This window comes from Isoptericola sp. F-RaC21, assembly GCF_038593535.1.
GTDB lineage: Bacteria > Actinomycetota > Actinomycetes > Actinomycetales > Cellulomonadaceae > Isoptericola.
This window is the reverse complement of the sequence record NZ_JBCFYX010000005.1, coordinates 145,286-171,941: the sequence shown is the minus strand read 5'-3', so window position 1 is coordinate 171,941 and position 26,656 is coordinate 145,286. Positions and strand designations below refer to the sequence as shown.

Here is a 26,656-nt window from a genome sequence, read left to right as displayed (position 1 = left end):
GACCGTCATGCCGGACCCCGACGCGCCCGCCGCCGCCCCCACCGAGCTCACCGGCGAGGACCTCGAGACCTGGTCCGCGCTGGCGACCTTGCTGGAGTGGCTGCCGCCCGCGCTGGACGCCCAGCTCCAGCGCGACGCACAGCTGTCCCACTTCGAGTACGGCGTCCTGTACGCCCTGGCCCAGGCGGCGGACGGCACCCTCCGGATGAGCGTCCTGGCCGGCTACGCGAACAGCACGCTCTCGCGGCTGTCCCGCGCGGCCACCCGGCTGGAGACCCATGGCTGGCTGCGGCGCACGCCCGACCCGGCCGACGGTCGCTACACCCTGGCCGTGCTCACCGAGCCCGGCCGGGCGAAGGTCCGGGACGCGACCCCTGGCCACGTGGAGGTCGTCCACCGGCTCGTGCTCGACCGGCTGACGAAGGCGCAGGCCCGGCAGCTGCGCGAGATCAGCCGGCGGATCGCCGGCGCGGTCCGGGACGACGGCGGCTGGCGGCCGCGCTGACGCGGCCTGGGCGCCGCTGCTCCGCCCCGCGACGTCAGTCGAGCAGGTGGCGCAGGTAGCGCTCCGGCGCGTCGAGGAACGCCCGCCAGTGCTGCACCAGCTCGAGGTCCTCCCACGTCGTCGGGCGCAGGCCCCACGGCCCGACCTCGAGGATCGTCGCGCCGGGCAGCGCCGCCAGCACCGGCGAGTGCGTGGCGCACAGGATCTGCCCGCCGCGACCGGCCAGGTCGGCGAGCACGCTCATGAGGCTCAGGGTCGAGGAGAAGCTCAGCGCCGCCTCGGGCTCGTCGAGGCAGTACAGCCCCGGCCCGTCGAACCGCGACTCGAGGACGGCGAGGAACGACTCGCCGTGGCTCATCTCGTGGAACAGCGGGTCCCGCGGGCCCGGGTGCTCCTCGAGGAACGTGTACCAGCCGTGCATCGTCTCGGCGCGCAGGAAGAAGCCCCACCGCCCCGACCCGACGCCGCGCTGCAGCCGGACAGCGCGGTGCAGCGGGGACTCCGTCTCGCGGGTCGAGTGCCGGCCGTGCGCGGTGCCACCCTCGGGCGACAGCCCGTACGCGACCGCCACCGCCTCCACCAGCGTCGACTTGCCGCTGCCGTTCTCCCCCACCAGGAACGTCACGCCCGGCGGGAGGTCCAGCCCGTCGCGCAGCAGCTGGTCGACGGCGGGGATCGTGCGCGGCCACACGCCCACGGGCAGCGGGTGCTCGGCGTCCGGCGCGACCCGGACCACCGGCGGCTGCGAGAAGTCCACGGGGGCATCATGCCCAGGCCTGGGGCGATCACACCGCGAGCGCCGGCTCCACGAAGCTGATGACCTTGCGCCTCTGCCGCGCGTACTCGATCTCACGGCAGGTCGCCGCACCGACGTAGCCGCCCTCGCTGACCACGCGGACCTCGTCCGCCAGGTCGATCCGCCTGAGGTGAAGCTCGCCCAGCGCCTCCCGCCGGGACGGCGTCAGCTCGTCGTCGATCGCCTCCGGTGCGAGCACGATCACGCCCCGGGCGGTCAGTCGCCGCCGCTCCGAGTCGAACAGGTCCTGGAAGCGCAGCGATCCGCACAGGCACACCACCGTCGGTCGTTCGACCACGTCCCCTCCCTCTGGCACTTGCGCAGCGCCCCAGATACAAGCATGGTCGCTCGCCCATGGTTCTGAGCCGCGCGGGAGAGCGCGAGCGCTAAGGCAGAAGCTTCGCCACCAGCGCATCGACGACCTCGTCGGTCGAGGTGTGCGGGTCGATGGGCGAAGTGAGGCGGTCGAACACGAGCCCCTCGATCGCGTAGTGGAAGTTCACGATCTCGCGGCGGCCTCCCGGGAGCCCGGCCGCCTCGTTGAAGGCGACGTCGGCATCGAGACCGGACTGCTGCCACTCGCCGAGGACGGCCGCCAGCTCAGGGCGCCGCGCAGCCTCCAGGCGAAGCTCGTAGAGGGCGAGAGTCACCTCGCGGTTGGTCGTCAGTCGACGCACGATGTCGCGGACATAGGCGGCGAAGAGGTCGCGGCTCGGTGCGGCGGACGCCCTCGCCGCGAGGTCGGCCTCAGAGGGCGCGAGCCGTGCACCGATCCGCTCGGACAGGCCGGCGATGAGCAGCTCCCGGTTGCGGAAGTAGTTCGACGCCGTGCCCACCGGGACGCCGGCCTCGACGTCGACCGCACGATGGGTGAGTCCACGCGACCCCTCCCGTGCCAGGACGGCGATGCCCGCATCGGCCAGCAGGGTACGGCGCGCGTCGTTCTTGGCCATGGTCCGACCCTAGCTCAACCACGACACCTGCTATGGTTTCAACCACTGCAGATGTCGTGATTGGAGATCGCATGCGAGAACTGACCTACTACGTCGCCGTCAGCGCAGACGGGTTCATCGCCGGCCCCGCCGGCGAGTTCGACCGGTTTCTCTTCGAAGGGGACCATGCCGACGGGATCTGGCAGAGGTACCAGGGGACCGCACCCACCGAGCTCGCCGAGACAGCGGGCCTTCCGTTCCGCGACGGACCGTTCGACACGGTGCTGATGGGCTGGAACACGTACGCGGTCGGGCTCCCCTCGCTGCCGAACCCCTACCGGCACCTGCGCCAGATCGTGTTCACCCGCGGGCACGAGGCGCCGGAGGGCTCCGCGGACATCGAGTTCACCGACCGGGATCCCGTGGACGTGGTGCGCGAGCTGAAGGCCGAGGACGGGGCCGGCATCTGGCTCTGCGGCGGCGGCACGCTCGCCGCCGTGCTCGCCGACGAGATCGACAGGCTCACGCTCAAGCTGAACCCCGTGCTCTTCGGGAACGGCGTCCGCCTGTTCGGCGACCGCCCGTACAGCCCTGAGGCCCTGCGACCGCTCGCCATCACGCCCTACGAGTCCGGGGTCGTGCTCGCCGAATACGCGCGACGCCGACACGCGTGAGGGTGACCACCGTGAAGACACCAGGCGAGGTCAGTCCGCCCGCGCCGATTCCAGGGCGCGTCCCCGCGTGCGAGCGCAGGGTCAGCGTCGTCACACACCCGGAGGCGACCCATCATGTCGACCACGTGGTGGGCGGGCACTTCGACTCGGCACTCACCCCTCGCGGGGAACGGCACGCTCTGATGATCGCTGCCGCTCTCCGCGAGCGCATCGACGAGACGGCCCACGTCACGGTCGCGACGTCCGACCTGAGACGCACACGGCGGACGGCCGAGGTCATCGGACAGGCACTGTCCGTCGAGCCCGCTCTCGACCCGCGGCTGCGTGAGAAGTCGTACGGGGAGGCCGGCGGACGCCCACAGTCGTGGCTCGACGCGCGGTTCGTCCCTCCGCCGGCGGTCGGCGACCGCCTCCGGCATCACGAGGGCCTGGACGGCGCAGAGACGCGGTGGGACGTGGCGCAGCGCGTCTACAGCGCGATGACGGATCTGCTCGCGCTCCCGGTCGACGAACTTGTGATCGTGACGCACGGCGGCACGGCAGGACTCGTCATCGCGGCCTGGATCGGCATGCCGATCGAGGCGGCCGGCCACGTGGCATTCCCGGTGCCGTCAGGCAGCATCACGACGCTGCGAGAGGACGGCTATTTCCACAACCGTGCCGTCGTCACCGTCGGCGACACCCGGCATCTAGATATCTGAGGGTCGGGGACGCGGACTCGACGACGTTTCGACGTCAGGACTGCATGTCCACGAATCGCGAGTAGTGGCCCTGGAAGGCCACGGTGATGGTGTCGGTCGGGCCGTTACGGTGCTTGGCGACGATCAGGTCGGCCTCGCCGGCGCGAGGCGATTCCTTCTCGTAAGCATCCTCACGGTGAAGCAGGATCACCATGTCGGCGTCCTGCTCGATCGAGCCTGACTCACGCAAATCAGACATAGCAGGCTTCTTGTCCTGCCGCTGCTCAGGGCCACGGTTCAGCTGCGACAGCGCGATGACCGGGACGCCGATCTCCTTCGCCAGAAGCTTGAGCGCGCGGGAGAACTCGGAGACCTCCTGCTGGCGAGACTCGACCTTCTTGCCGGACGTCATGAGCTGCAGGTAGTCGATGACGACCAGCTTGAGGTCATGCTTCTGCTTGAGCCGACGGCACTTGGCGCGGATCTCGGTGAGGGACATGTTCGGCGAGTCGTCGATGAACATCGGCGCCTCGGACACGCGGCCCATCACCTTGGCGACCTTCTGCCAGTCGTCCTCGCCCATGGAGCCGTTGCGCAGCTTCTGCAGGTGGACGCGCGCCTCCGCCGACAGCAGGCGCATCGTGATCTCGTTGCGGCTCATCTCGAGCGAGAAGACGACGGACGACTGCTGGTGCTTGATGGACGCCGCACGTGCGATGTCGATCGCCAGGGTCGAGTTGTGCGTGGGGATCATGGCCCGGCTTGCCAGGTAGAGATGCGAGGAATGCTCGATCTCCACGCACCGGACGGGCACCGACTCAATGCGCCGCACGTCGACCACGAACCGTGACGTCAACTTGGCCGTGGACGGCCGACGCCGCGCCTTGTGCACAAGGCGCTTGCGCTCCAGCCCGAACACGTCGTCGTCCGTCGTGAAGGTGATCGTGTAGGCCACCGACGAGCCGGCGCTCCTGCCGCGCACAGCCTTCTCCCACCAGCCGGTGCGGTAACCCAGACTGTGGACGAGCTCACGGAAGCCCTCGGCGAGCTTTCGGCTGGTCACCGCGAACTGCACGCTGCCGGTGCGGTTCACGGTGCCGTCGGTGTCCAGCAGTCCTGCGAGCAGCTCGCGCCGCTGCGCCTCGCTGGCACGGAGGTACTGGTCGGGGATGTGCTTGTCGCCCAGCACTCCGAGGGTTCGCAAGATGGCGGGAACACTGCCGTGATGCTCGTGGCACGCCATGCACCGGCGGTGTCCCGAGCTGGGTTCACCGCAGTCAGGGCAGGTCGGGGCAGCCGATCGAGGAGACACCGCGGACGACTTACCGCCGCAGGAGCGGCCACACGTCTTGACGTGGGCGAGCTTCGGGATGAACTCGGTGCCGCAGACCACGCAACGGCGCGCTGCGACGGGCGCGTCGCTGGGCAGTTGCAGCTGATACAGCTTTGCGGTGCCGGGAACCGAGGTCCGCTCGCCGACGACATAGCCGAGCCCCTCGATCCGCATCGCTATCTCGGGATCTGCCGACGTGAAGCGGGCGGACGACGAATGTCCGTCGCCGAGCCACACTCCGAGGGCGTACGGGTGGAGCGGGAGCTCGGCTTCGGGAAGATCAAGCGCTCTTGCCGTCACGATCGAGTGATTCACCCGACGATCCGCCGTCGCGCAGAGCAATGACCCTGCGATCTCCTCGGTCGTCCGGATCTCGGACTCGGGTGCCTGCCCGTGACGCACCTTGCGGCGCTGGGCACGCGTGCTCGTCGACCATTCGTGCTGCGCGTCGGCGACGATGGTGGTGCCGTCGTCGAAGACGACCTCGTAGCACGGCCGGCCGGTCATCACCTCGGTGGCGCGGACGACGCGCGTGGGCGTGCCGTCGGCGGCGATCAGCTCGTCGCCCACCGCGACGTCGCCCATCGTCGTCCACCCGGTGGGTGTGGGCAGCGGGGTGTCGAGAGCCAGCGCCTTTCCCATAGCAGGCCGCGCGGCGATGACGATCATCTGCCCGGGGTGCAGGCCGTTGGTGAGACGGTCGAGGTCGGCGAAGCCGGTGGGGACGCCGACCATGCCCTCGCCACGGTTTCCGGCGGCCTCGATCTCGTCCATGGTGCCGCCGATGATCTCGGCGAGCGGCAGGTAGTCCTCGGAGGTCTTGCGCTCGGTGACGGCGTAGATCTCCGCCTGCGCGGTGTTGACGATGCCCTCGACGTCGCCGCCGTCGGTGGCGTAGCCGAGCTGCACGATCTTGGTGCCGGCCTCGACGAGGCGGCGCAGCACGGCGCGCTCCTGCACGATGCGGGCGTAGTAGCCGGCATTCGCCGCTGTGGGGACGCCGGCCATGAGGTCGTGGATGTACGGGGCGCCGCCGACCCGCGCGAGCTCGCCGCGCTTGGTGAGCTCGGCGACGACGGTGATGGCGTCGGCGGGCTCGCCGCGGCCGTACAGGTCGATGATGGCGTCGTAGATCGCCTCGTGCGCGGGGCGGTAGAAGTCGTTGCCGCGGATCTGCTCGACGACGTCGGCGATGGCGTCCTTGGAGAGCAGCATGCCGCCGAGCACGCTCATCTCGGCGGCGACGTCCTGAGGAGGGGTGCGGTCGAAGGTGGCGCCGGGCGCCCCCTGATATCCCGCCTCGAGCTCCTCGATCGACATGCTCACCCCGCTCCCCCGCCGTCGCCGGCGTCCGGTCCGTCACCGGACATCGACTACCGCTGTCAGGTCCACGTTCTACCGTGGCCCTCTGACACCGCGGACGACGCTAGGCGCGCCCGCGACCGTGCGCAATCGACGGTGTGGACACAGGTGTGGACGAGCCTGTGGATATGCCCCTCAGGCTGTGCACGGCCGGTGGACAGACATGTGCACAACTGGGGATATCGGCTGTGTACAACTTCTGACAGGCCGCTGACCTGCGGCGACGTTACCCTCAGGCTGTGGAGGAGAAGAAAGTTGGGTGAGGTGCACCGCACCCCGGATCCAGACGCCGGACACCCCGGCGCCACCCCTCCTTCACCGACGCCGCCGGAGGGTCACCCACCCGCGGAGGCCGCCGACCCCTCCGCCCACAGGGTTGTCCACAGGGGTGACCGACGCCGCATCGACCGCGACATCCTCGCCCTCGCGCTGCCCGCGCTGGGCGCCCTGGTCGCCGAGCCGCTGTTCGTGCTCGTCGACAGCGCCGTCGTCGGCCACCTCGGCACCGCGCAGCTCGCCGGCCTGTCCGTCGCGTCCACGCTGCTCGTCACCCTCGTCGGGCTGTGCGTGTTCCTCGCCTACGCCACGACGGCCGCCGTCGCCCGCCTCGTGGGCGCCGGGCGCACCCGCGACGCGCTGCAGTCGGGTATCGACGGCATGTGGCTCGCCCTGGGCCTCGGCGTCGTGCTGGCCGCCGTCCTCGCCGTCGGGGCGCACTGGGCGGTCGGGGCCATGGGTGCTGGCACCGACGTCGCCGGCTACGCCGCCACCTACCTGCGCTGGTCGGTGATCGGCCTGCCCGGGATGCTCGTGGTCCTCGCCTCCACGGGCGTGCTGCGCGGCCTGCAGGACACGCGCACGCCCCTGTGGGTGGCCTCCACGGGCGCCGTCGTCAACGCGATCCTGTCCGTCGTCCTCGTCTACGGCGCCGGCCTGGGGATCGCCGGGTCGGCCATCGGCACGGCCGCCACCCAGCTCGGCATGGCGGCGGTCCTCACGGTCGTCGTGGTGCGCGGGGCCCGGCGCCACCACGCCTCGCTGCGCCCCCACCACGCGGGCATCTGGGCCAACGCCCGGGCGGGCGCGCCGCTGTTCGTCCGGACGGCGTCGCTGCGCCTCGCCATCCTGCTCACGGTCGCCGTCGCGACCAGCCTCGGCGCGACGGCGCTGGCCGGCTACCAGGTCGTCAACAGCCTGTGGGGGCTCGCCGCGTTCGCCCTCGACGCCCTCGCCATCGCCGGGCAGGCGCTGGTGGGCCACGGCCTCGGGGCCGGCGACGTCGGCCGCGTGCGCGCCGTCCTGCGCCGGTCCCTCCAGTGGGGCGTCGGCGCCGGCGTCGTCATCGGCGTCGTCTTCGCCGTCTCCGGCTGGTGGCTCGCCCCGCTGTTCACGACCGACCACGACGTGCGGGTCGCGATCACCGCGGGCCTCGTGGTCACGGGCGTGCTCATGCCGATGGCGGGCTGGGTGTTCGTGCTCGACGGCGTCCTCATCGGCGCCGGCGACGGCCGCTTCCTCGCCTGGGCCGGCATGCTCACGCTCGTGGTCTACGTGCCCTTCGCCCTCGCGGTCCGCGCCTGGGCGCCCGACGGCGCGATCGGGCTCGCGTGGCTGTGGGGAGCGTTCGCGGGCGTGTTCATGCTGGCGCGCGCCCTCACCACCGGCCTGCGCGCCCGCGGCGACCGGTGGATGGTCACGGGCGCGTGACGCCGTCGGACCGCCGCGTGAACAGGGTGTGACGGCGGCGGCGCCGACCGGTCACGCGGGCACCACGAGCCGGTAGCCGATGCCGCGCACCGACGACACGCGCAGCTCGGGCACCACGCGCAGCCGCTTGCGCAGCCGCTTCACCGCGGACACCACCGGGTCCGGGTCGCCCAGGTAGCCGGTGCGCCACACGGTGCTGGTCAGCTCGGCGAACGACCACACCCGGTCCGGCGCGGACGCGAGCGCGACCAGCAGGTCGAACTCCCGCATCGACAGGTGCACGGGCGCGCCCCCGGCGGTGACCTCCCGCGCCGCGAGGTCCAGCACCAGCGCGCCGAGCACGATCCGCCGCGCCCGGCGCTCCTCGTCCGCCGCAGCCCCCGGCTCGTCGTGCGACGGCGCGACGGGCGCGCGGGCGTGCACCTCGAGCGTGTGCGGCGCCTCGTCGTCGGGCAGCACCGCGGGCGGAGCCGCGCCGAGGAGCGTCCGCGCGCCGTCGGTGTCGGCGGTCGCGATCACGGCCGCCCTGCCGCGCAGCAGGCGGGCCACCTCGCCCACCCGTTGCAGCGGCAACCCGATGCAGAGCACGTAACCGCCGACCGGCTCGACCACGTTCTTGGGGGGCATCTGCCGTCCTCCGTCCGACGCGCACTCCGGGAAAGGTCGCGGACATCGTTTACCCAGGTGCCTATCAGAGTTCAGGCGCCACCGCCCGCCGACGGCTCCGGAACCGACCCGGAGCTGGCCCCTGGTTGACCGGAAACTGGCCGCCGAGCGTCCTTGTCCGCCGGAGGAACGCCGGATGGGCTGGAGGGCGGGCCCCGACCGGGCGCCCGTCACGACGCCCCCGCACCCGGGGGCTCCCTCACCTGGAGGAAGCGTGCACACACCGATCCGCACGAGATCGATGGGAACGAGATCGACCGGAACCAGGCGGGGGTGGGTCGCGACGACCGCGGCTCTCGCCCTCCTCGCCACCTCCGCGGCCGGGGTCGCACCGGCGTTCGCCGACGACGGCCCGCCGCTCGCCCCCACCCCCGACGTCCCCGACCCCGCGGACAAGATCGGGGCCGCCGTCGAGAAGGACCTCGCCGCCGGCCCCGCCGACTTCTGGCTCGAGCTCGCCGACACGGCCGACCTGCGCGCGGCGCGCGACATCGCCGACTGGGACGACCGCGGGCAGTACGTCTACGACACCCTGACGGCCGTCGCGGACGCCGCGCAGGCCGGCCTCGTGAAGGACCTCGACGCCGCCGGCGCCGACTACGAGACCTTCTGGATCTCCAACGCCATCCTGGTGCGCGACGGCGACGGCGCCCTCGCCACCACGCTGGCCGCGTCCCCCGAGGTCGAGCGCATCAGCGCCCCGCGCGGCTACCACCTCGTGGAGCCGGTCGAGCGGGACAAGGTCTCGACGCAGGGCACGCAGTCGGTCGAGTGGGGCCTCCAGGCGATCAACGCCGACGACGCGTGGGCCCTCGGCTACACCGGCGACGGCGTCACCGTCGCGAACATCGACTCCGGCGTGCAGGGCGACCACCCGGCCCTCGCGGGCCAGTACCGCGGCCTGCAGCCCGACGGCAGCGTCGTCGACGACTACAACTGGTTCGACACGTCGAACGCCTGCCCCGGTGCCTCCCCCTGCGACACCGACGGCCACGGCTCCCACACGATGGGCACCATGGTGGGCGACGACGGCGCCGGCAACCAGATCGGCGTCGCCCCCGGCGCGGACTGGATCGCCGCCAACGGCTGCGCCACCTGCTCCAACGCCGACCTCCTGGAGTCCGGCCAGTGGATCCTGGCGCCCACCAAGGTGGACGGCAGCGACCCCGACCCGAGCAAGCGGCCGCAGGTCGTCAACAACTCGTGGGGCTACGACGCCCCGGGGGTGATCGACGACTTCATGGCGGACCAGATCGACGCGTGGGAGGCCGCCGGCGTCTTCGGTACCTGGTCGGCCGGGAACATGGGCCCGGGCTGCACCACCACGTCCTCGCCGGGCGCGAACACGAACACGTACTCCGTCGGCGCGTTCGACTCGTCCGGGGCCGTCGCCTCGTTCTCGTCGCGCGGCGCGGGCGAGGACGGCGGGACCAAGCCCGACATCGCCGCCCCCGGCGTCAACGTGCGCTCGTCGGTCCCCGGCGACGGCTACGCGTCGTACAACGGCACGTCGATGGCGGCCCCGCACCTCGCGGGCGCGGTCGCGCTGCTGTGGAGCGCGGCGCCGAGCCTCGTCGGCCAGATCGAGGAGACGCAGGCGCTGCTCGACGGCGCCGCGGTCGACGTCGACGACACGACGTGCGGCGGCACCGCCGACGACAACAACGTGTGGGGCGAGGGCAAGCTCGACGTCATGGCCCTGCTCGACGCCGCGCCCGTGGGCGACACCGGCCTCGTCACGGGCACCGTGGCCGCGGCCGACGGCGCGCCGGTCGCCGGCGCCGAGGTGACGTTCGACGGCTCCCGCGACCGCACCGTCACGGCCGGCGACGACGGCACCTTCACCGCCGAGCTCGCCGTCGGCGACTACGCGGTGAGCGCGCACGCGTTCGGGTTCGTCGCCTCCGCGCCGGCCGACGTCGCCGTCGCCGCCGACGAGACCGTCACGCTGCCGATTACACTCGAGCGGGCGGCGACCCGCACCGTCTCCGGCACGGTCACCGAGAAGGACGGGTCGCCCACCGCGGGCGCCGTCGTCACGCTCTCGGGCCCGCTGGAAGCCGTCACCACCGGCGACGACGGGCGGTACGCCATCTCGGGCGTGCCGGACGGCACGTACACCCTGACCGTCTCGGCGGGCACCTGCGCCGATCCGTTCAGCACGGAGGTCGTGGTGGACGGCGACGAGACCGTCGACGCCGCCCTCAAGCGGCTCGTGGACGGCTACGGGTACTACTGCTCCACCGGCACCGCGGGCGTCGCGACGGGCGACACGCCGCTGGCCCTCACGGGCGACGACAAGGCCGCGTCGGTCGACCTGCCGTTCGGCTTCCCGTTCTACGGCGAGACGTACGACACCGCGTACGTCGCGACCAACGGGTTCCTGAACTTCCTCTCCTCGTCGACCAGCCTGTCCAACGTGGCGCTCCCCGCCGCGGCGGCGCCCAACGCGGCGATCTACCCGTTCTGGGACGACCTGTTCCTCGACGAGCAGTCGGCCGTGTACACCGGCACCACCACGGTGGACGGCGTCGACGCGTTCGTCGTCGAGTGGCGCGACGCGCGCAAGTACCGCCCGGAGACCGACCGCGTGAACTTCTCGGTCACCCTGCTCGCCGACGGGCGCGTGACCCTCGGCTACGGGGCCGTCACCGACACCACCACCGCGCGCGGCGACTCCGCCACGATCGGCATCGAGAACGCGGCGGGCACGGTCGCGTCGCAGTTCTCGTACAACGCGGCCGCGGTCGCCGAGGGGCTGTCCGTCACCTACGACCTGGCGGGCATGGGTTCCGTGACCGGCACCGTGCGCGACGGGAACACCAAGGAGCCGCTGGAGGGCGCCACCGTCACGATCACGTCGAAGGACGACGGCGACGAGACGGTCGTCACCACCGGCGCCGACGGCACCTACACCGCCCGGCTCCCGCTGGAGCGGTACGCGCTCGCCTACGCGAAGGACGAGTACGCGGGCGCGACCCGCAACGCGGCCCTCACGGAGGACGGCCAGGTCGTGACGCGGAACGTCGCGCTCGGCGCCGGCCGCCTCGAGGTGAACAAGGAGAGCGTCTCGGCGTCGCTCGGCATGGGCGCCACCGCCTCCCGCGCGTTCCAGCTGACCAACACCGGCACCGAGCCGGTGGACGTGACGCTGGGCGCCGGTGGCGGCGGGTTCGAGATGCTCGGGGTCGGCGCCAGGGGCGGCACGGCGGCGGACGGCGGCGTCATCCACCACGTCGCCGACGACGCCACCGTGCCCGAGTCGCCGAAGCCGTCCTTCGGCACCACCGGGTCCGGGCTCGGCACCTCGGACGGGAAGAACGGTCTCGCGTCGTCCGGAGCCAAGGCAGGGACGGTCTCGCCGGACCTGTCGGCGGTCCCGCTCGACCAGACCACGCTGACCCACTCCGCGTCGCAGGACATCGTGGCGAACAACTCCGCGGCCTGCAGCAACCAGGTGGTCACGCAGGACAACGGCTACCTGCGCACCTTCACGCTGAGCGACTTCGGCATCGACGGGTCGTTCGACGTCTCGGCCGTGTCCTTCGGCGTCGAGGCCGTGCAGGTCGCACAACCGCTCACCGTCAACCTGTACACGCTCGAGGGTGACCTCGTGTACGCCAACATGACGCTGATCGGCAGCGCCGAGGCGACGGTGGGCACGGACGCGGGCGGCACGGTCGTCACCGTGCCCGTCACGGGCGAGGTGCCGAAGGACGGCACCCTCGTCGTCGAGATCGACGTGCCGGCCGGCGGCTGGTTCTTCGCCGGGTCGAACGGCGCCGGGCAGACGGCGCCCACGTACCTCCGGTCGGAGGCGTGCGGCCTCGTCGAGCCGACCGACACCGCGGAGGTCGACTTCCCGGACATGCACCTCGTCATGAACGTGTCCGGCGAGTCGTCGGGCGGCGCGGGCCTCACGTGGCTGGACATCCAGCCGCCGGAGCTCACCCTCGCGCCCGGGGCCTCCGTGCGGGCCGCGGTCGCCCTCACCGCCGCGGTCGAGCAGCCCGGGACGTACTCGGCCACCATCACGGCGGGCGAGGACACCCCGTACGAGGCACCCACCGTCGCCGCGCTCATGACGGTGAAGGCCCCGACCGGCTGGGGCAAGGTCGCCGGCACGGTGACGGGCGACGGCGACCCGCTCGACGGCGCCGTCGTCCACCTCGACGGCAAGGCGTACGACACGACCCTCGTCACGGGGGCCGACGGCGCGTACGCGTACTGGATGCCCAAGGCCAACGGGCCGCTCCAGCTGGTCGTCGCGGCGAACGGGTTCGTCCCGGCCGTCCGCACCGCACAGATCGTCGCCGGGCAGACGGCGGTCTACGACGTCGACCTGAAGCCGCTGCCCTGACCGTCCGAGGGAGGACGACGAAGGTCCCGGTCCCCTCGCGGGGGCCGGGACCTTCGTCTCGTCAGGCGTCAGGCGTTCAGCCGGCGACGACCTTGACGGCGATCTTCGCGGAGACCTCGGGGTGCAGGCGCACCGACACGGTGTACTCACCGGTCGTCTTGATCGGCTGACCGATCTCGATCTTGCGCTTGTCGACCTGCGGGCCCTCGGCGGCCACGACCGCGTCGGCGATGTCACCGGTGGTGACGGCACCGAACAGGCGGCCGGACTCGCCGGCGTGCGCCGTGACGACGACCGTCTTGGCGGCCAGCGAGTCGGCCACCGCCTTGGCCTCGTCCAGCGTGGCGATCTCGCGGGTCTTGCGAGCCTTGCGGATCGCGGAGACCTGCGACTCCGCACCCTTGGTCCACGGGGTGGCCAGGCGGCGCGGGATGAGGAAGTTCCGGGCGTACCCGTCCTTCACCTCGACGACGTCGCCGGGCTCACCGAGGCCGGTGACCTCGTGCGTCAGGATCAGCTTTGCCATGATTCAGTGATCCCTTCCGGTCAGCGGGCCGAGGACGAGTACGGCAGCAGCGCCATCTCACGGGCGTTCTTCACCGCACGGGCGATCTGGCGCTGCTCCTGGACGGAGACGCCGGTCACGCGACGCGCGCGGATCTTGCCGCGGTCGGAGATGAACTTGCGCAGCAGCGCGGTGTCCTTGTAGTCGACGGACTCGATCTTGGCCGTCTTGAGCGGGTTGGCCTTCTTCTTGGGCTTGCGCACCACAGGCTTCGCCATGGTGTTGCTCCTTCACAGGTGCAGTCCTCACGAGCGCCGGCACAGGGCCTGCACGGGAGGACGGGTGATCTGGGGACTGGCGCCGATCAGAACGGGGGCTCGTCCGAGAACCCGCCACCGGAGGAGGCGGGACCGGCCGTGGCCCACGGGTCGTTGCTCTGACCGCCGCCGGAAGAACCGAAGCCTCCGCCGGGCTGGCCGCCACCCTGGGGGCCGCCGAAGCCGCCCCCCTGGTTGCCGCCGCCGCCGCCGAAGCCGCCGCCACCCGAGCGCTGGGCGCGGGTGACCTTCGCCGAGGCGTACCTCAGCGACGGGCCGACCTCGTCGACCTGCAGCTCGAAGACGGTGCGCTTCTCCCCCTCGCGGGTCTCGTACGAGCGCTGAGTCAGACGGCCCTGCACGACGACGCGCATGCCCTTCGTCAGCGACTCGGCGACGTTCTCCGCGGCCTCGCGCCAGACCGAGCAGGACAGGAACAGCGCTTCGCCGTCCTTCCACTCGTTGGTCTGGCGGTCGAACGTGCGCGGCGTGGACGCGATGCGGAAGTTGGCGACGGCAGCCCCTGACGGGGTGAAGCGCAGCTCCGGGTCCGCGACCAGGTTTCCGACGACCGTGATGACGGTCTCACCAGCCATGCCATGCTCCTTCGTTCGTCCGTGAGTCGTGAGGGGATCCCATCACGGGCCGCCGACATCCGACAGGACGTCGCCCGCGACGGGGGCAGAGATTCGGTTCAGGTCTCAGCGGGCGTCGGTGCGCAGGATCTTGGTGCGCAGCACGGCCTCGTTCAGGCCGAGCTGGCGGTCCAGCTCCTTCGCGGTGTCCGGCGTCGAGGTGAAGTCGACGACGGCGTAGATGCCCTCGGAACGCTTGTTGATGTCGTACGCCATGCGGCGACGACCCCAGATGTCGACCTTGTCGACGGAGCCGCCCTCGGTCGAGATGACCGACAGGTACTTCTCCAGCGACGGGGCCACGGTGCGCTCCTCGACCTCCGGGTCCAGGATCACCATCAGCTCGTACTGACGCATGTGTTCAACCCACCTCCTCTGGTCTCAGCGGTCACGGTCGTTCCGTGACAGGAGGGTTCTTGCGTGCGTCGGCCGCGCGCCGACCCCGGAGCGGTCCGGGACGGTGGGCACAGCCAGTCGACCAGGATACCCGCCAGGGCGGGCGTCCCGGAAATCGGTCAGTTCTCGGTGCTGTTGTCGCCCCAGCCCGGTAGCACGGGATCGCCTTCCTCGTCATCGGGCGGTGGGGTCGACGCGCTCTCGGACGGCTCGGGATCCTTACCCGGCTTGGGGCCCTTGGAGACGATCAGCGTCACGGTGGAGCCCTGGTCGACGCTGTTGCCCTGCCCGGGGTCGGTGTCGATCACGATGCCGACGGGCTGGTCGCTGAACTCCTCCTTGACCGCGGGCTGCAGGGCGTCGCCGTAGATCATCTGCTCCGCCGTCGTCCGCGGCTGCCCCACGACGGTCGGGATCACGACCTGCTCGGGCTGGTCCGGCTGCCCCGTCGAGACGACGAGGGTGACGGTCGTGCCGACGGGCACCTCGGTGCCCGCCCCCGACACCTGCAGCACGGTGCCCTTGGGCTCGTCGCTGTTCTGCGCCTGCGTGCGTGCCACGAGCTGCAGCTTCTCCAGCTCCTGGGTCGCCTTGGCCACGTCCTGACCGACGAGGTCCGGCACGGTGACCTTCTCCTCCTCCGTCTCGGAGGGCGTCGGGGACGGCGTGTACGCCGGCTGCGACGGCACGTACTCCGGGAACTGCTCGACGTCCATGCCCTCCGTCGCGACCTGCATAAAGTCGGTCCACGCCCGCGCGGGCCACGAGCCACCGGTGATCTCGTCCCACTCGCCGAAGCCGTCGATCTGGTCCTGCCCGGCGATCTTGCCCGCCTCGAGGTCGAGCGTCTTGTACTGCCGCAGACCGACGACGGTCGTGAGCTGCGGCACGAAGCCCGCGAACCACGCCGACTTGTTGTCCTGCGACGTGCCGGTCTTGCCGGCCACGGGCCGGCCGAGCTCCTGGGCCGTGCGACCGGAACCCTCCTCGACCACCTTCGTCATCGCGTAGGTGGCCGCGGTGGTGACGTCCGCGTCGAACTCCTTCTCCTGCTCCTCCGGCGCCTCGTACAGCGTGGTGCCGTCGAGCGTCTCGACCTTCGACACGACGTGCGGCGTCGTGCGGTAGCCGCCCGCGGCGATGGTGGAGTAGGCGCGCGCGAGATCGATCGGGTAGACGGACGCGGTGCCGAGCACGTTCGAGGGCACCGGGTCGATCGGGTACTGCTCGGAGTCGCGGATCCCGGCCCGGTGCGCCACGTCCACGGTCTTCTCCGGGCCGACCTCGACGTTCAGCTCGGCGTACGCGGTGTTCACGGAGTGGGCCGTGGCGTCGGCCAGGCTGATCTGCCCGAAGTCCTCGAGCCCGAAGTTCGCGGGCGACCAGGGCTTGCCCTCGTCGTCCTTGATGTCCGGGAAGACGTGCGGCGAGTTGCCGTCGAGCTTCTCCTCGAGGGTGTGGCCGTCCTCGAGGGCGGCCATGAGGGTGAACGGCTTGAAGGTGGAGCCCGCCTGGACGACGTCCTGCGTCGCCGTGTTGAGCGACTGCTTCACGTAGTCCGGCCCGCCGTACAGCGCCTTGACCGCGCCGGTCTGCGGGTCCATCGAGACCAGCGACATACGGACGTTCTTGTTGGCCTTGCCGTAGGTGCCGTCCTCGTGCAGCGTCTTCTCCACCTCGACGGCGGTCTTCTGCAGCTTCTGGTCGATCGTCGTGGTGATCTTCAGGCCGCGGGTCTCGAGCTCCTGCTCGGAGTCGAGGGGGGCGTCAGGGTTGCTCTTGGACTTGACGAGCTCCTTCTTCACCTGCGCCAGGAGGTAGCCCTTCTGCCCGCCCTGGGTGTTGGTGGCTTCCTTCTTCTTCTGGAACTTGGGGAACTCGGCCTTCTTGTACTCGTCGTCGGTGACGTACCCCTGCTCGTGCATCTTGCGCATGCTGCGCGCCCAGCGCTCCTTCGCCTGGTCGAGGTTGACCGACGGGTCCCAGTTCTGCGGCGACGGGATGATGCCGGAGAGCATCGCCGCCTCGGAGGGCGTGAGGTCCTTGGCGTCCTTGTTGAAGTACTCCTGCGACGCCGCCTGGATGCCGTACATGCCGCGACCCCAGTAGATGGTGTTCAGGTAGTTCTCGAGCACCTCTTCCTTGGGCTGGGCCTGCGCCACCTTGAGCGCGATGATCGCCTCGCGCGCCTTGCCCGCGTACGACGTCGTCGTGTTGAGGTAGTACCGCTCCACGTACTGCTGCGTGAGCGTGGACGCGCCCTGCCGGCCGCCGCCCTTGAGGTTGTTGTACGCCGCGCGGACGATGCCCTTGGGGTCCACGCCCTTGTTGGTCCAGAAGGTCTCGTCCTCGGACGCGACGACGGCGTTCCCGACGTACGGCGGCAGGTCCTCGAGCTGCACGATCTCGCGCTTCTGCTCGGCGAACGTGCCCATCTCCTTGCCGTTTCCCCAGTAGACGGTCGTGGCCTGGTACTGCACGTCGTCCAGGCCGTCCGGGATCGTCGTCGTGCTCCACGCGGCCACGAACAGGCCCGCGCCGAGCGCCGTCCCGGTGAGCAGGGTGCCGACGACGATGCGCCAGGACGGCAGCCAGCGCTGCACCGGGCCCTTGCGCGGGCGCGGGTAGTTCCAGAAGCGACGTCTCCTCGCCACGTCAAGCCTTTCGTCGTGCGGGACCGGCGTGCTGCTCGTAGAGTGCGCCGGCCTGCGGACCACAGGGAACACTAGGCGATGCCACCGTGCCGACGGGAGCCTCGGGCGCCCGGGGCGACGGTTCGTCCCCAGGCGTCCCCATGCCTCTGGCCTGCGCTCCGCGGAACCTTCACAACTGGCCCGGCACCGCGTCCGAGCGCCTCCCGTTGCGCGACCGTGTCGGCGAGTCCTATCCTCGCGATGTATCGACTCGATACGTCGTGACGACGGGTCGGCAGCAACGGACGGACCGACAGGAAAGGAGCCCTCGTGCGCAGCAGGTCTGTGGTGCTCGAGACGGCCATCCTCGGCCTGCTCAACTCCGCCCCGCTGCACGGGTACGAGCTGCGCAAGCGGCTCAACCTGCTGCTCGGCTCGTTCCGCGCGTTCTCCTACGGCACCCTCTACCCGGCGCTGAAGTCCCTCGTCGCCCGCGGCCTCATCGAGACCACGGAGCGGGAGGCCCCGGCCCCCGCGGCGCGGGCGTCGGGATCCCGGCAGGCCGGCGCCAAGTCCTCGGGCAAGGCATCGCTGTCGGGCCGGCGCGGGCGGATCGTGTACCGGCTGACGGCGGACGGCAAGGAGCATCTCCAGACCGTCCTCGCGTCGTCGGGCCCGGCCGCCTGGGAGGACGAGAACTTCGACGTCCGCTTCGCGTTCTTCGCGCAGACGGACGCCGAGACCCGCATCCGTATCCTCGAGGGTCGGCGCACCCGGCTCACCGAGCGGCTGGAGGCGGTCCGAGAGTCTGCCGCACGCACCCGCGAGCGGCTCGACGAGTACACCCTCGAGCTGCAGCGCCACGGGCTCGAACAGGTCGAGCGCGAGGTGCGTTGGCTCGACGGACTCATCACCACGGAACGCGACCGTGCTCTCGGCCGCGCCCGCGACCACAGTGCCGGGGTGCCAGGCGCCCCGGCCCAGAGAAACAAGGAGCGAGGATGACCTCCGTCCGCGTTGCCATCGTCGGTGTCGGAAACTGCGCATCGTCCCTGATCCAGGGCGTGCACTTCTACCGCGACGCCGCCCCCACCGACACCGTCCCCGGCCTCATGCACGTGCAGCTCGGCGACTACCACGTGCGTGACCTGGAGTTCGTGGCGGCGTTCGACGTCGACGCGAAGAAGGTCGGCTTCGACCTGGCCGAGGCCATCCACGCCTCGGAGAACAACACGATCAAGTTCGCGGACGTGCCGCCCACCGGCGTCACGGTCCAGCGCGGCCACACGCTCGACGGCCTCGGCGACTACTACTCGGCGACGATCGACGAGTCGGACGCCGAGCCGGTCGACGTCGTCCAGGCGCTCAAGGACGCGAAGGTCGACGTCCTCGTCTCCTACCTCCCGGTGGGCTCCGAGGAGGCGGACAAGTTCTACGCGCAGTGCGCCATCGACGCGAAGGTCGCCTTCGTCAACGCGCTGCCCGTCTTCATCGCGTCCGACCCCGAGTGGGCGAAGAAGTTCGAGGACGCCGGCGTGCCGATCGTCGGCGACGACATCAAGTCGCAGGTCGGCGCCACGATCACGCACCGCGTGCTCGCCAAGCTGTTCGAGGACCGCGGCGTCGTGCTGGACCGCACGTACCAGCTGAACGTCGGCGGCAACATGGACTTCAAGAACATGCTGCAGCGCGACCGCCTCGAGTCGAAGAAGGTCTCCAAGACGCAGGCGGTGACCTCGAACCTCACCGGCGCGCTCGGCGGCAAGAAGGAGGACCGCAACGTCCACATCGGCCCGTCGGACTACGTCGCGTGGCTCGACGACCGCAAGTGGGCGTACGTCCGCCTCGAGGGCCGCGCGTTCGGCGAGGTGCCCCTGAACCTGGAGTACAAGCTCGAGGTGTGGGACTCCCCCAACTCGGCCGGCATCATCATCGACGCCGTGCGCGCCGCGAAGATCGCCAAGGACCGCGGCGTCGGCGGCCCGATCCTCTCCGCGTCGACGTACTTCATGAAGTCCCCGCCCGTGCAGATGGAGGACACCGCGGGCCGCGCCCAGCTCGAGGCGTTCATCCGCGGCGACGTCGAGCGCTGACGCCCCACCCCTCGGTGGTTGAGCCTGTCGAAACCCGGTGACGAGGTTTCGACAGGCTCAACCAGCGAGCTGCTCCATGGGAAGGTAAGGGACGTGGGAGCCATCAGCGAGACCTGGCAGGAGCTGCGCGCGCTGCTGCGGCTGGAGGGCTTCCGCAAGCTCTTCACCGTCCGGCTGGTCTCGCAGGCGGGCGACGGCATGTTCCAGGTGGGGCTGGCGTCGCTGCTCTTCTTCTCCCCCGAGTCGCAGGGCACCGCCGCGGCGATCGCGGGCGCGTTCGCCGTCATGCTCGCCCCCTTCACCATCGTCGGCCCGTTCGCCGGCGTGCTGCTCGACCGGTGGCAGCGCCGCCAGGTGCTGGTGTGGGGCAACGCGGTGCGCCTCGTGCTCACGCTCGCGATGGCGGTCGTGATGCTCTCCGGCGGCGTCGGCTGGGCGATCTACGCGATCGGCCTGGCGGCCCTGTCGGTCAACCGCTTCCTGCTGGCCGGGCTGTCCGCCGGCCTGCCGCGCGTCGTCGACGGCCCGCTGCTGCTCACCGCCAACTCGCTGTCCCCCACGCTCGGCGCGGGCGCGGCCTTCGTGGGCGGCGGCATCGGCTTCGTCCTCGGCCTCCTGTTCGAGCCCGGCCGGGTCAAGGACTCGTCCGCGCTCGTGTGCGCGGCCCTCGTCTTCGGCGTCGCGTCCCTGCTCGCCACGCGCCTGCGGCGCACCCAGCTGGGGCCCGAGGAACCCGCGGAGGCCGATCTGCGCGGCGAGCTCGTCAAGGTCGCGCGCGGCCTGGCGGACGGCGCGCGCTACCTCGTCGCCCGCCGCACCCCAGGCCAGGCGCTGCTCGCCATGGCCGTGCACCGGTTCCTGTACGGCGTGGTGTTCATCGCGTCGATCCTCATCTCGCGCAACCTGCTCGACCCCGGCAGCCAGAGCGCCGGGATGGCGACGTTCGCCGTCGTCATCGGGCTCACGGGCGCCGGCGGCGCCGTCGCGATGGTGCTCACGCCCACGCTGTCCCGCCGCACCGGCCCGCAGGGCTGGATCGCCGTCATGCTGCTGCTCGCGGCCGCGAGCCAGCTGCTGCTCGTCACCACGCCGGAGCGCGTCGTCGTCTACACGGGCGCCGCGCTGCTCGGCCTGGCCGCCCAGGGCACCAAGATCGCCGTCGACACGATCGTGCAGCGCGACGCCGAGGACGAGTTCCGCGGCCGTGCGTTCGCCTTCTACGACGTGCTCTACAACGCCGCGTTCGTCGGCGCCGCCGCCCTCGCGGCCTTCACCCTGCCGGACACCGGCTGGTCCCGCGGCGTCTTCGTCGGCCTCGCCGTGGCCTACGTCCTCGCCGCCCTGCTCATGGCGACGCGCGGCGCCCGCACCCCCGTGGTGGTGCCGCCCCGCGTCCGCCGGGCCGGGGGCGCCGAGGACGCCGCCGCCCGCGCCTGACGCCGGCCCCGTCGTGAACCGACGGTTCACGACCGTTCCCGGACCGGCCGTTGTTCCGGCACCGGCCCCTGCCGCAGGCTGAGGTTCCGCGCTCCCCGACGCGCTCGCACGTCGACCGACGAGTTCCACCCGGAAATCAGGTCGTCACGGGGAGCGGGAATATCGCAGGATGGTTCGTGGTCGTACACAGTACGGTCTCGCCCGTCCGGCGACCGTGAAGTTCGCACCGGGGTGACCGGCCCCCGGCACCACGACCGACCACGACGACGTGCCGCGCCCACCGGCGTCGGCCCTCCCCTGCCCTCCGCCGGGTTCCCCGGCACGACGCGAGCGGAGCACAGCGTGCCAGCCCCTCGACACACCGACACCACCGTCCCACCCGACGCGCAGACCCCGGAGGCCACCCTGACCACCCCCGCCACCACCGACGAGGGCACGACCGCGGCGAGCCACGGCATCGTCATCGACGAGGCCGTGCCCCAGCGCCTGACACGCCAGCAGTTCACCGTCATCGCGCTGCTGCTGGGCTCGGCGTTCGTCGTCATCCTCAACGAGACGACGATGAGCGTGGCCCTGGCTCCGCTCATGACCGACCTCGGCATCACCGCGAGCACCGGGCAGTGGCTCACCACCGCGTTCATGCTGACGATGTCGGTGATCATCCCGGCGACCGGGTTCCTGCTGCAGCGCCTCGGCACGCGCGGCGCCTACCTGCTCGCCATGTCGCTGTTCAGCGCGGGGACCCTGCTCGCGGCGCTCTCCCCCGGCTTCGGCTGGCTGCTGGGCGGTCGCATCGTGCAGGCCTCCGGCACGGCGATCATGATGCCGCTGCTCATGACGACGATCATGACCGTGGTGCCGCCGGCGATCCGCGGCAAGGTGATGGGCAACATCTCCATCGTCATGGCGGCCGCGCCGGCGCTCGGCCCGGCCATCTCGGGCATCATCCTCGACGCGCTGAGCTGGCGCTGGGTCTTCGGCATCGTGCTGCCGATCGCGCTCCTCGCCCTGGTCATGGGCTTCTTGTACGTCCGGGACGTGGCCGACCGTACACATTCTCGACTCGACCCGCTGTCGCTGTTCCTGGCGGCCGTCGCGTTCGGCGGCCTGGTGTACGGCCTGTCCAGCATCGGCGAGGCGGCCCGGCACGCGCCGCCGGTCGCGCCGTGGATCCCGATCGTCGTCGGCCTCGTCGTGCTCGGCCTGTTCGCCTGGCGCCAGCTCCGCCTGGCCCGCGACGACCGCGCGCTGCTCGACCTGTCGGTGTTCCGGTTCCGCGGCTTCTCGGTCGGCCTCACGATCATGGCCGTCGGCATGCTCGCCATGTTCGGGTCGCTGATCCTGCTGCCGCTGTTCCTGCAGGACGCGATGGGCCTCGAGCCGCTGGCCACCGGCCTCGTCGTGCTGCCGGGCGGGCTCCTCATGGGTCTCCTCGGCCCGACGGTCGGCCGCCTGTACGACAGGGTCGGCCCCCGGCCGCTGGTCACGCCCGGCCTGGTCGTCGTGACTATCGCCCTGGCCCTGTTCACCCAGGTGCACGCGGACTCGTCGCCCTGGTACATCCTGGCGCTGCACGTGACCCTCAGCCTCGGCCTGGCGTTCATGTTCACGCCGCTGTTCACCTCGGCGCTGTCGTCGCTCACGCCGCACCTGTACTCGCACGGGTCGGCCGCGATCGGCACGGTGCAGCAGCTCGCCGGCGCCGCCGGCACCGCGATGTTCGTCGCGGTCATGACGACGCGCTCCGTCGCTCTCCTGGAGGACGGGGCGACGGCGCAGGTCGCCCTGGCCGAGGGCGTCGGCGACGCGTTCGTCTGGGGCGCGGCGATCATGCTCGTCGCGGTGGGGCTGTCGCTCCTGCTGCGGCGCGTGCCCGACTCGCCCGAGGGACAGGGCGTGCCGGCGGCGCACTGACCCGCCGTAGCGCTGGTTGAGCCTGTCGAAACCCGGTCGCGTGGTGTCGACAGGCTCAACCGACGGTGCTCGGCTCCCGCGCCGCGACCTTGAAGGCCGGCGCCAGCACGATCACGCCCAGCGCGAGCATCGCGGGGACGGCGAACGCCAGCCGCAGGCTCAGCACCTCGGCGACGGCGCCGATCAGGCCCGCGCCCACGACGAACCCGACGTAGTTGAAGAGGTTGACGCGCGCGACGGCGACCCCCGTCCCCTCGGGGTCGAGCTTGCCCGCCACCGAGAACGACAGCGGCACCACGACGCTCAGGCCGAGCCCGGTCAGCCCGAAGCCGACGACGGCGACCCACGGCCCGGGGGCGAGCGTCACGGCCGCGAGACCCGCGGCCCCCACGACCCCGCCGACGGCCACGGGCGCCACGGGCCCGAACCGGTTGACCTGTCGGTCCGCCAGGAGGCGGCCGACGAGCTGGCAGCCGAGGTAGGCGGCGAGCCCCAGCGGCGCGACGTTCGCCGCCGCACCCAGGGCGTCCTGGATGTACTTGGTGGACCAGTTCGACGTCGCCGAGTCCGCGACGTACACGATCGTCACGGCCAGGCCTACCAGGATCAGCGGCCCCCACGGCGGGCGGGCCGCGCGCGACGGCGCAGCCGCGGCCCGGTCCCGACCTCCCGGTCCCACCGGCTCCGGCACCCCGTGCACCGCGCGCAGTGCGGCCTCCGACGACACCAGGCCCGGCACGGCCTCGCGCACGGCGGGCCGTGGCGCGCCGCCGCCGGCCGCCGCCGTCGCGACGAGGTCCACGGCGACGCCCACCGCGGCGACGAGCCCCAGCCCGGCCGCGAGCGACCAGCCCAGCGAGTGGGCCAGCACCGCCGCCAGCGACCCGAGGATGCCGCCCACGCTCCACGCCCCGTGGAAGGAGTTGAGCAGGCTCCGCCCGTACCGCTGCTCCACCTCGACGCCCTGCATGTTCATGCTCGCGTCGACCAGGCCGAGCAGCAGGCCCACGCCCGCGACGACGGGGTAGAGGATCGTGACGGTCGGCGCCAGGCCGGCTCCCAGCACGGCGACCGCGACGAGCGGCCCGCAGACGTGCAGCAGGCGGGCGCTGCCCACCCGCGGCGCCAGGGCTCCAGCGAGCACGCTGCCGACGCCGGCCACGATCGGCACCAGCAGCAGGATCAGCGTCAGCGTGCCGTCCGAGATGCCGAGGTCGTGCTGCAGCGTCGGCACCTGCGCGAGCAGGCCCGCGAAGCACATGCCCTGCACCAGGTAGAACGCCGTCACCACGAGACGCGCGCGGCGGTCGCGCGCCTCGTCGCCGCCCGCACCGATCACGCCGTCGACCATGCCGCCGGACGCACCGGACGCACCACCGGACCCGCTCATGCCCAGCCTCCGCTCGTCGCGCCGAGGGGCTCGCCGTCGGGCCCGCGCGCAAGCGTGAGGATAGACCCGTCGGCCGCCGGCGCGGGAGGGTCGCTCAGCCCTGGCGGTCGGCCCACCAGGCACGGAGCTCCTGCTCCGCGCGCTCCGCGCCGAGCGGGCCGTGCTCCATCCGCAGCGCGAGCAGGTGCTTGTACGCCTGCCCGACGGCGGGCCCCGGCGCGATACCGAGGATCGCCATGATCTGCGTGCCGTCCAGGTCCGGGCGGATCGCGTCGATCTCCTCCTGCTCGCGCAGGGCCGCGATCCGCTGCTCCAGGTCCGTGTACGAGTCGGCGAGCCGCTGCGCCTTCCGCTTGTTCCGCGTCGTGGAGTCGGCGCGCGTGAGCCGGTGCAGGCGCTCGAGCAGCGGGCCCGCGTCGGTGACGTACCGGCGCACGGCGGAGTCCGTCCACTGCCCCTCGCCGTAGCCGTGGAAGCGCAGGTGCAGCTCCACGAGGCGGGCGACGTCCTTGACCACCTGCTTCTCGTACTTCAGCGCGCGCAGGCGCTTGGCCACCAGCTTGGCGCCGACCACCTCGTGGTGGTGGAAGCTCACGCCGCCCCCGGGCTCGAAGCGGCGGGTGGCCGGCTTGCCGACGTCGTGCAGCAGGGAGGCGAGCCGCAGCACGAGGTCGGGCGCGGGCACCGGGCCGTCCGGGCCGGTCTCCTGCGCGATCGCCTGCTCCAGCACGGTGAGCGAGTGCTGGTAGACGTCCTTGTGCCGGTGGTGCTCGTCGATCTCCAGCCGCAGCGCGGGCAGCTCGGGGAGGACGTGGTCGGCCAGGCCCGTGTCGACCAGCACCTCGAGCCCGGCGCGCGGGCGGTCGCTGAGCAGCAGCTTGGAGATCTCCGCCTGCACCCGCTCGGCCGACACGATCCCGATCCGGGCGGCCATGTCGACGATCGCCTGCCGGGTCGCGGGATCGACGGCGAACCCGAGCTGGCCGGCGAACCGGGCGGCCCGCATCATGCGGAGCGGGTCGTCGTCGAACGACCGCTCCGGCGCGATCGGGGTGCGCAGCACGCCGCGGGCCAGGTCGCTGAGCCCGTCGAACGGGTCGACGAACGTGAGGTCGGGCAGCCGCACCGCCATCGCGTTCACCGTGAAGTCGCGCCGCGACAGGTCGCCGTCGAGCGTGTCCCCGAACGCCACCACGGGCTTGCGGGAGGCGGGGTCGTACTCGTCGCTGCGGTAGGTGGTGACCTCGACGACGACGTCGCCCGACGCCGGGCCGGACCCGCCGGTGCGCGCGAACCGCCGCGCGCCGATGGTGCCGAACTCCTTCCCGATGTCCCAGTGGGCGTCGCCCCAGCGGGCCAGCAGGGCCTGCGTCTCGTCCGGCGAGGCCGACGTCGCGAAGTCCAGGTCGTTGCTGGTGCGGCCGAGGAAGGCGTCGCGGACGGGGCCGCCGACGAGCGCGAGCTCGTGCCCCGCGGCGCGGAACACGTCGCCCAGCTCGACGGCCGCGGGAGCCATCTCGGTCAGGACGGCGAGGGCGCGGCGCAGCAGCGCGGCGGGGGCCGGGGGTTCAGGGGTCGACACGGCGTCCTATCCTCCCAGATCCGGCGGCCGGGCGCCCCGGCGGCTGGGCGAGGGCCGCCCTCCCACTCGGTAGGGTGGGGCGCATGTCATCCCCGGCCCCGGTTCCCGGCCCGCGGCGCCGGCGCCCGGCCGCGCCGGTTCCCGTGCCACCGGGAGGACACCCGCTCAAGGTCGACCCCGCGCGCCTCGCCGGCCCGCGCGGCACGACGACGCCGGCCGTGGTCGGCGTCGCGCCGTCGGGCACGACGACGCACCTGCCCGTCCACGAGGAGACGTCGGCGGGCGGGCTCGTCGTGCAGGTCACGACGGGCGGCCCGGAGGCGGCCGTCATCGTGCGGCGCAACCGCGGCGGGCGCCTCGAGTGGTGCCTGCCCAAGGGCCACCTCGAGGGCGAGGAGACGCCGGAGCAGGCGGCCGTCCGCGAGATCCGCGAGGAGACGGGCATCCTCGGCACGATCCGCACGCGCCTGGGCGTCATCGACTACTGGTTCAGCGGCGAGGACCACCGCGTGCACAAGGTGGTGCACCACTACCTCCTGCGCGCGGAGGGCGGCGTCATCACGGCCGAGGGCGACCCGGACGGCGAGGCCGAGGACGCCCTGTGGGTGCCGGTCGACCGGCTGACGGACCGCCTCTCCTACCCGAACGAGCAGCGGCTGGCGGTCGTCGCCCAGCAGGTGCTGCGCCGCACGCCCGAGGTGCTCGGCCACCCCGGCCTCGGAGCCGTCGAGTGAGGCCC

Annotated in this window: 22 protein-coding genes; 10 read left to right on the top strand and 12 right to left on the bottom strand. The window is 72.0% G+C overall.

The window, feature by feature from the left end; all coding sequences use genetic code 11:
• Positions 1-7: 7 nt before the first annotated feature.
• Complete coding sequence (locus AAG589_RS19000; RefSeq protein ID WP_430568855.1) at positions 8-505, top strand: MarR family winged helix-turn-helix transcriptional regulator; 498 nt, start codon at positions 8-10, stop codon at positions 503-505.
• Positions 506-539: 34 nt separating this feature from the next.
• Here the strand turns inward: AAG589_RS19000 and AAG589_RS18995 are convergent, their stop codons facing one another.
• From AAG589_RS18995 to AAG589_RS18985, 3 genes are all read right to left on the bottom strand, one after another.
• Entirely contained in the window at positions 540-1,262 is a 723-nt protein-coding gene (locus AAG589_RS18995; RefSeq protein ID WP_430568854.1) for an AAA family ATPase, read from the bottom strand.
• A 28-nt stretch (positions 1,263-1,290) separates the two neighbouring features.
• Positions 1,291-1,599 (bottom strand): hypothetical protein, encoded by a 309-nt coding sequence (locus tag AAG589_RS18990; protein WP_430568853.1) that lies wholly within the window; start codon positions 1,597-1,599, stop codon positions 1,291-1,293.
• 88 nt (positions 1,600-1,687) lie between these two features.
• Entirely contained in the window at positions 1,688-2,254 is a 567-nt protein-coding gene (locus tag AAG589_RS18985) for a TetR/AcrR family transcriptional regulator (protein WP_430568852.1), read from the bottom strand.
• A 71-nt stretch (positions 2,255-2,325) separates the two neighbouring features.
• Between AAG589_RS18985 and AAG589_RS18980 the strand changes: the two genes are divergently transcribed.
• Together AAG589_RS18980 and AAG589_RS18975 are read left to right on the top strand one after the other, a co-directional pair.
• Positions 2,326-2,907 (top strand): dihydrofolate reductase family protein, encoded by a 582-nt coding sequence (locus tag AAG589_RS18980; RefSeq protein WP_430568851.1) that lies wholly within the window; start codon positions 2,326-2,328, stop codon positions 2,905-2,907.
• A gap of 2 nt (positions 2,908-2,909) precedes the next feature.
• Positions 2,910-3,608 carry a histidine phosphatase family protein gene (locus AAG589_RS18975; RefSeq protein ID WP_430568850.1) on the top strand — a complete coding sequence of 233 codons (699 nt, stop codon included), beginning with the start codon at positions 2,910-2,912 and terminating at the stop codon, positions 3,606-3,608.
• Between the two features lie 34 nt (positions 3,609-3,642).
• On the opposite strand, the gene dnaB is transcribed toward AAG589_RS18975, so the two are convergent.
• Positions 3,643-6,240 (bottom strand): replicative DNA helicase, encoded by a 2,598-nt coding sequence (gene dnaB / locus AAG589_RS18970; RefSeq protein ID WP_430568849.1) that lies wholly within the window; start codon positions 6,238-6,240, stop codon positions 3,643-3,645.
• A 444-nt stretch (positions 6,241-6,684) separates the two neighbouring features.
• On the opposite strand from dnaB, the gene AAG589_RS18965 reads away from it, so the two are divergent.
• Positions 6,685-7,989: an MATE family efflux transporter gene (locus AAG589_RS18965; RefSeq protein WP_430569218.1), complete on the top strand. Its 1,305-nt coding sequence runs from the start codon at positions 6,685-6,687 to the stop codon at positions 7,987-7,989.
• A gap of 51 nt (positions 7,990-8,040) precedes the next feature.
• On the opposite strand, the gene AAG589_RS18960 is transcribed toward AAG589_RS18965, so the two are convergent.
• Positions 8,041-8,616, bottom strand: a complete 576-nt coding sequence (locus AAG589_RS18960) for a winged helix-turn-helix domain-containing protein (protein ID WP_430568848.1) — start codon at positions 8,614-8,616, stop codon at positions 8,041-8,043.
• A gap of 280 nt (positions 8,617-8,896) precedes the next feature.
• On the opposite strand from AAG589_RS18960, the gene AAG589_RS18955 reads away from it, so the two are divergent.
• Positions 8,897-13,015 (top strand): carboxypeptidase regulatory-like domain-containing protein, encoded by a 4,119-nt coding sequence (locus tag AAG589_RS18955; protein WP_430568847.1) that lies wholly within the window; start codon positions 8,897-8,899, stop codon positions 13,013-13,015.
• 76 nt (positions 13,016-13,091) lie between these two features.
• Here AAG589_RS18955 and rplI read toward each other — a convergent pair whose 3' ends face one another.
• The 5 genes from rplI to AAG589_RS18930 all read right to left on the bottom strand — a co-directional run bounded on the left by rplI (position 13,092) and on the right by AAG589_RS18930 (position 17,522).
• Positions 13,092-13,541 (bottom strand): 50S ribosomal protein L9, encoded by a 450-nt coding sequence (gene rplI, locus AAG589_RS18950; protein WP_430568846.1) that lies wholly within the window; start codon positions 13,539-13,541, stop codon positions 13,092-13,094.
• Positions 13,542-13,561: 20 nt separating this feature from the next.
• A complete protein-coding gene (rpsR, locus tag AAG589_RS18945; RefSeq protein WP_100422261.1) occupies positions 13,562-13,798 on the bottom strand; it encodes a 30S ribosomal protein S18 in 237 nt (78 codons plus the stop codon).
• 86 nt (positions 13,799-13,884) lie between these two features.
• Positions 13,885-14,433: a single-stranded DNA-binding protein gene (locus tag AAG589_RS18940; protein ID WP_430568845.1), complete on the bottom strand. Its 549-nt coding sequence runs from the start codon at positions 14,431-14,433 to the stop codon at positions 13,885-13,887.
• Between the two features lie 105 nt (positions 14,434-14,538).
• The gene (gene rpsF / locus AAG589_RS18935; protein ID WP_380243995.1) at positions 14,539-14,829 is read right to left on the bottom strand and encodes a 30S ribosomal protein S6; all 291 of its coding nucleotides are present in this window, start codon (positions 14,827-14,829) and stop codon (positions 14,539-14,541) included.
• A 158-nt stretch (positions 14,830-14,987) separates the two neighbouring features.
• A complete protein-coding gene (locus AAG589_RS18930) occupies positions 14,988-17,522 on the bottom strand; it encodes a transglycosylase domain-containing protein (RefSeq protein ID WP_430568844.1) in 2,535 nt (844 codons plus the stop codon).
• Between the two features lie 309 nt (positions 17,523-17,831).
• Here AAG589_RS18930 and AAG589_RS18925 point away from each other — a divergent pair, with 309 nt between their 5' ends.
• The 4 genes from AAG589_RS18925 (at position 17,832) to AAG589_RS18910 (ending at position 22,945) form a co-directional block, all read left to right on the top strand.
• A complete protein-coding gene (locus AAG589_RS18925) occupies positions 17,832-18,506 on the top strand; it encodes a PadR family transcriptional regulator (protein WP_430568843.1) in 675 nt (224 codons plus the stop codon).
• Positions 18,503-19,594 (top strand): inositol-3-phosphate synthase, encoded by a 1,092-nt coding sequence (locus AAG589_RS18920; RefSeq protein WP_430568842.1) that lies wholly within the window; start codon positions 18,503-18,505, stop codon positions 19,592-19,594. Before AAG589_RS18925 ends, AAG589_RS18920 begins: the two co-directional genes overlap by 4 nt.
• A 93-nt stretch (positions 19,595-19,687) precedes the next feature.
• On the top strand, positions 19,688-21,031 hold the full coding sequence (locus AAG589_RS18915; protein ID WP_430568841.1) for an MFS transporter: 1,344 nt from the start codon (positions 19,688-19,690) through the stop codon (positions 21,029-21,031).
• Positions 21,032-21,373: 342 nt separating this feature from the next.
• The gene (locus AAG589_RS18910; RefSeq protein WP_430568840.1) at positions 21,374-22,945 is read left to right on the top strand and encodes an MDR family MFS transporter; all 1,572 of its coding nucleotides are present in this window, start codon (positions 21,374-21,376) and stop codon (positions 22,943-22,945) included.
• 55 nt (positions 22,946-23,000) lie between these two features.
• Here the strand turns inward: AAG589_RS18910 and AAG589_RS18905 are convergent, their stop codons facing one another.
• Both AAG589_RS18905 and AAG589_RS18900 read right to left on the bottom strand, forming a co-directional pair.
• Entirely contained in the window at positions 23,001-24,335 is a 1,335-nt protein-coding gene (locus tag AAG589_RS18905) for an MFS transporter (protein ID WP_430568839.1), read from the bottom strand.
• A gap of 94 nt (positions 24,336-24,429) precedes the next feature.
• Complete coding sequence (locus tag AAG589_RS18900) at positions 24,430-25,917, bottom strand: CCA tRNA nucleotidyltransferase (protein ID WP_430568838.1); 1,488 nt, start codon at positions 25,915-25,917, stop codon at positions 24,430-24,432.
• An 83-nt stretch (positions 25,918-26,000) separates the two neighbouring features.
• Between AAG589_RS18900 and AAG589_RS18895 the strand changes: the two genes are divergently transcribed.
• Entirely contained in the window at positions 26,001-26,651 is a 651-nt protein-coding gene (locus tag AAG589_RS18895; RefSeq protein WP_430568837.1) for an NUDIX hydrolase, read from the top strand.
• Positions 26,652-26,656 lie beyond the last annotated feature (5 nt).

Coding starts and splice junctions, on each gene's coding strand:
- AAG589_RS19000 (WP_430568855.1), top strand. CDS start 8: ATGCCGGACCCCGACGCGCCCGCCGCCGCCCCCACCGAGCTCACCGGC.
- AAG589_RS18985 (WP_430568852.1), bottom strand. CDS start 2,254: ATGGCCAAGAACGACGCGCGCCGTACCCTGCTGGCCGATGCGGGCATC.
- AAG589_RS18980 (WP_430568851.1), top strand. CDS start 2,326: ATGCGAGAACTGACCTACTACGTCGCCGTCAGCGCAGACGGGTTCATC.
- dnaB (WP_430568849.1), bottom strand. CDS start 6,240: ATGTCGATCGAGGAGCTCGAGGCGGGATATCAGGGGGCGCCCGGCGCC.
- AAG589_RS18960 (WP_430568848.1), bottom strand. CDS start 8,616: ATGCCCCCCAAGAACGTGGTCGAGCCGGTCGGCGGTTACGTGCTCTGC.
- AAG589_RS18955 (WP_430568847.1), top strand. CDS start 8,897: ATGGGAACGAGATCGACCGGAACCAGGCGGGGGTGGGTCGCGACGACC.
- rplI (WP_430568846.1), bottom strand. CDS start 13,541: ATGGCAAAGCTGATCCTGACGCACGAGGTCACCGGCCTCGGTGAGCCC.
- rpsR (WP_100422261.1), bottom strand. CDS start 13,798: ATGGCGAAGCCTGTGGTGCGCAAGCCCAAGAAGAAGGCCAACCCGCTC.
- AAG589_RS18940 (WP_430568845.1), bottom strand. CDS start 14,433: ATGGCTGGTGAGACCGTCATCACGGTCGTCGGAAACCTGGTCGCGGAC.
- rpsF (WP_380243995.1), bottom strand. CDS start 14,829: ATGCGTCAGTACGAGCTGATGGTGATCCTGGACCCGGAGGTCGAGGAG.
- AAG589_RS18920 (WP_430568842.1), top strand. CDS start 18,503: ATGACCTCCGTCCGCGTTGCCATCGTCGGTGTCGGAAACTGCGCATCG.
- AAG589_RS18905 (WP_430568839.1), bottom strand. CDS start 24,335: ATGAGCGGGTCCGGTGGTGCGTCCGGTGCGTCCGGCGGCATGGTCGAC.
- AAG589_RS18895 (WP_430568837.1), top strand. CDS start 26,001: ATGTCATCCCCGGCCCCGGTTCCCGGCCCGCGGCGCCGGCGCCCGGCC.